The sequence below is a fragment of the Actinomycetota bacterium genome (assembly GCA_030776725.1).
Lineage (GTDB): Bacteria > Actinomycetota > Nitriliruptoria > Nitriliruptorales > JAHWKO01 > JAHWKW01.
Window position 1 is genome coordinate 1 of the sequence record JALYHG010000231.1, and the last position, 3,513, is coordinate 3,513.

Annotated in this window: 5 protein-coding genes; 2 read left to right on the plus strand and 3 right to left on the minus strand. The window is 72.1% G+C overall.

The window, feature by feature from the left end; genetic code table 11:
* Together M3N57_11200 and M3N57_11205 are read left to right on the plus strand one after the other, a co-directional pair.
* A partial coding sequence (locus M3N57_11200) for a type II toxin-antitoxin system prevent-host-death family antitoxin (GenBank protein ID MDP9023234.1) occupies positions 1-185 on the plus strand: 185 nt, incomplete at its 5' end.
* Complete coding sequence (locus M3N57_11205; protein ID MDP9023235.1) at positions 185-448, plus strand: type II toxin-antitoxin system RelE/ParE family toxin; 264 nt, start codon at positions 185-187, stop codon at positions 446-448. The genes M3N57_11200 and M3N57_11205, both read left to right, overlap by 1 nt.
* Positions 449-587: 139 nt before the next feature.
* On the opposite strand, the gene M3N57_11210 is transcribed toward M3N57_11205, so the two are convergent.
* From M3N57_11210 to M3N57_11220, 3 genes are all read right to left on the minus strand, one after another.
* Positions 588-1,436 (minus strand): methyltransferase domain-containing protein, encoded by an 849-nt coding sequence (locus M3N57_11210; protein ID MDP9023236.1) that lies wholly within the window; start codon positions 1,434-1,436, stop codon positions 588-590.
* An 8-nt stretch (positions 1,437-1,444) separates the two neighbouring features.
* A complete protein-coding gene (locus M3N57_11215) occupies positions 1,445-2,275 on the minus strand; it encodes an MBL fold metallo-hydrolase (GenBank protein ID MDP9023237.1) in 831 nt (276 codons plus the stop codon).
* Between the two features lie 102 nt (positions 2,276-2,377).
* Positions 2,378-3,513: hypothetical protein (locus M3N57_11220; GenBank protein ID MDP9023238.1), on the minus strand; the 1,136-nt coding region annotated here is incomplete at its 5' end.

A 3,513-nucleotide genomic window follows, 5' to 3' on the forward strand; every position in this document is an offset into this window, starting at 1 on the left:
ACGGTCGACCCGAAGCCGTCGTGATCCCGGTCGACGAGTACGAGGCGCTTGAAGAGACCGCCGAGATCCTGTCCGATGACGACACTCTCACAGCGATTCAGCGAGGACTGGATGACCTAGCCGCTGGTGACCTCTTGCCACTGGACGAGGTGCGCCGTCAGTTCGAGCAACCGTCGGAGTCCTAGTGGCGCGGGTCTTCCTGACCCGTTCCGCGCGGACGGCACTCGAGGGGCTCGACTACCTACGAGCACAAGCCGTCCTCGACGCGCTCGCAGAGCTAGAACGTGATCCGCGGGCCGGTTACCGACTCCGAGGGCGACTAGCCGGACTTCGGTCGCTGCGGGTCGGCGTGTACCGGATCATCTACGCGCTCCGCGACGACGACAAGACCGTGAGGGTCGTCGCGATCCGCCACCGGGGCCAGGCGTACGACACCGACCCTCGCTGAAGCCGCCTGGAGCCGCCGATACCACCTTCGCCGCCGCGCTCGGTGGCCGAGTTCATGCGCTACCCCGCCGACCGAGCGACCCGCACGGAGCCACCGTTCTGAGCGCGGCGTCTCGGGCCGGGCAGCCCGGCCACACAGCTCAGCTGCTCGACCTCGTCCGTCCGCGGACCAACCAGGCGGACCCCCCGAAGAGCACACCGGTCTCGGTTTCGTGTTCGATGAGGGTGGCGTGGAGCGCGTCCAGCGCGACCGCCTTCCGCGCGTCGTCGAGATCCTGGGTCAGACCTCTCGTGATGCCCAACGTCGACACGAACGAGAAGGCGGCGTCGGCGTCGCCTCCGAACCGGATCGGCTCTACGACCTCGTCGAAGGTGACATCCACGAAGCCAGCGTCGGCGAGGACGCGCCCCGTGAACGGTCGGTCCGCGAGGCCGAAGGGTCCGGGCACCCCCGCCGGGGGCGTGGGCAGCGTCCGGCCGAGCGACAGAGCCTCGCGGAGGGCGGCCACCCACTCGTTCTGCTCCAGCGGTTTCCAAGCGAGCAGGGCGAGGCCGCCCCGCGGACGGAGCGCTCGGGCGATGTTGGTGAACGCCGCCACCGGGTCGGTGAAGAACATCGCCCCGAACACGCTCACGGCGAGATCGAACGTGTCGTCGGAAAAGGGATGGACCTGGGCGTCTGCCTGCTCGAAGCGGACGTTGGACAGTCCCTGGGCGCTGGCCTTCGCCCGTGCGTGCTCCAGCATCTTCGCGGACAGGTCGACCCCGACGACCGAGCCCGACGGGGCGATGCGGGCGAGATCTCTCGTCGACCGACCGGTGCCGCAGCCGATGTCGAGGATCGTCGCGTCGCGGGCGATGGGAACCGCAGCCAGCAGCGACTGCCAGTAGCCGGCTGCGGTGGCCTCGTAGCGGTCGGCGTGGGCGGCCCAGTGCTGTCCCTCGGCGCCGTCCCACGCCGCTGCCATCTCGACGTTCGCGATGACCATCGCTCCCCCTACGTCGTGGCGGCCGCCACAGGCTGTTCGGGTCGCATCTCGGTCAACGCCTCGACCATCTGGGTGAACTCCTCATCGTTCGGGGCGACGGCCGGTTCGGCGTCGGGCACCGACCCCAGCACCTGCAGGAAACGCTCGAGCGATGTGCCGTTGGCGGCGGGCAGGTGCGAGGACAGGATGCGGCTGGGCTGGAGGCGACGGACCCCGTCGAGCACCTGGCCGAACCGCTCGCGGTCCAGCAGGTGGGCCCACGGCGAGTCTGCGCTGGCCCACGCTTGCATGCCGCCGGCCAGCGCGGCCTCCGGCACGTCCGCGGCGTCCTGGGTCGCCTCGGGCAGGACTGCCCCGAACGAATCCACCGAGAACAGCGTGCCGGTCGCCTCGTCGAGCAGCCCGGTTGACATGGGGTTGTCGTACAGCGGCGGGGGCACGGCCAGCAGCGTGCGGTCGCCGACCGCGAGCCGGTCACCCACCCGGATAGCGTGCACCCGGTCGAGCGGGACCGGCCACCAAGACGCCATCCGCAACGCACTGAGCGCATGCGTGACGAGGCGGGCGTTCGGCGCCAGATCCAACACGCGTTGGATGCTGCCGGTGTGGTCGGCGTCGTCGTGGGTCAACCAGACCCACCGCAACGCGCCCGGGTCGATGATCGAGGTGAGCGCATCGACGAACTGCTCACCGTCGGCGCCCAGCCCGGTGTCGACCAGCACCGGCTCCTCGGCGAGGAGGACGTAGGCGTTGACGGGCAGCACCCCCACGCCCGGCAGGGGCACGGTGGTCGGCAGGACATGGACATCGGGTCCGGCCTGGTAGGGGGCGTCCATCATCGGACTCCCGCGGTGGCCGCATGCATCTGGGTCATCACGTACCTCCTGGTCGTGGATCGCTTCCACTAAAGGAGGCGTTCGTTCGTGGCTAGTCCCGTTCACTCAGGACTGAACGACCCAGTGAACGTCGTCGCCGTCGTCGGGCTCGTAGGCGCAGTACAGGCCGGTGCGCAGCCGGCGGTCGAGCACGGTGCCGGCCTCGGGCAGGGCCTCGCGCAGGGCGGCGGTCGCCGCCCGCAGCGCCCGCGTGACGTTGAGGCGTGCCCGCTCGGCCGCCGACGAGGCGCGGCGGGCCCGACCGCTTAGCCCGAACGCCGCGGCGAGATGGCGCACCAGCTCGTCGAGTTCCGCCTGCAGGTTCTCGGCGCGCTCTTCGGCGCCCGTGGCGAGTGCGTCGTCGATCTGCCCCCGCAGCTCTTCGATGCGGTGGCGGTAGGCGGTGCGGGCTTTGGCGTCGACCAGCTCGCCGGCGTCCTCCAGGTGGCGCCGGTCGACGGCCGCCTCGCCGACGGTCACCCCTTCGACCCGGTCCACGAGGTCGAGGACGTGGCGCTCGACGCCGGGATTGCGCAGCAGCTCGGCGAGGTAGCCCAGGCCCTTGGTGTTCCGCAACCGCGCACGCGTGTCGTCGCACGCGGCCACCCAGCAGCGCTCCTGCCGCGTGAGGGTCGCCGTGCGTCCCGCGGTGTGGGCGCCGTCGGTGGGCACCGCCACGCCCACGCGCTCGAGCAGGGTCACGTCGTCGGCGGGCAGCACCACGTCGAGGCCGGCCAGCGCCGCGGCCGCCCGGCTCGCCTCCACGCTGGCGGCCGCCCGGTTGCCCGCCTGGTCGTGGAGACGCACCAGGTCGAGCAGCAGGGTGGCACGGAGCAGCGGCACGCCAGTAGGCGGCAGACGGTCCAGCGCGGTTTCCATGGTGCCGATGGCCGCGGGGACGTCCCCGGCGGCGGCGAGGACGCGGGCGCGCCCCGCCGACACCCTGGCCTGCAGGCCGGGGACGTCGAGGTGCGCCGCGCGGGCGACCAGGTCGTCGCAGGAGGCGATGGCCGCGTCGAGGTCGCCGGCGGCCAGCTCGGTGTCCACGAGCACGGCGAGGAGCTCGGCGCCTCGCAGGCGATCGTCGCCGACCGCCCGCAGGCCCCGGGAGGCGGTGGCGCGGGCGAGGTCGTGGTCGCCGCGGGCCAGGTGGAGGCGAGCGGCGGGCAGCAGCGCCTGGAGGTGGCCGTCCTTGCCGAGCA

Excerpts from the sequence above, each read along its gene's own strand:
- M3N57_11210 (MDP9023236.1), bottom strand. The coding sequence starts at position 1,436 with ATGGTCATCGCGAACGTCGAGATGGCAGCGGCGTGGGACGGCGCCGAG.
- M3N57_11215 (MDP9023237.1), bottom strand. The coding sequence starts at position 2,275 with ATGATGGACGCCCCCTACCAGGCCGGACCCGATGTCCATGTCCTGCCG.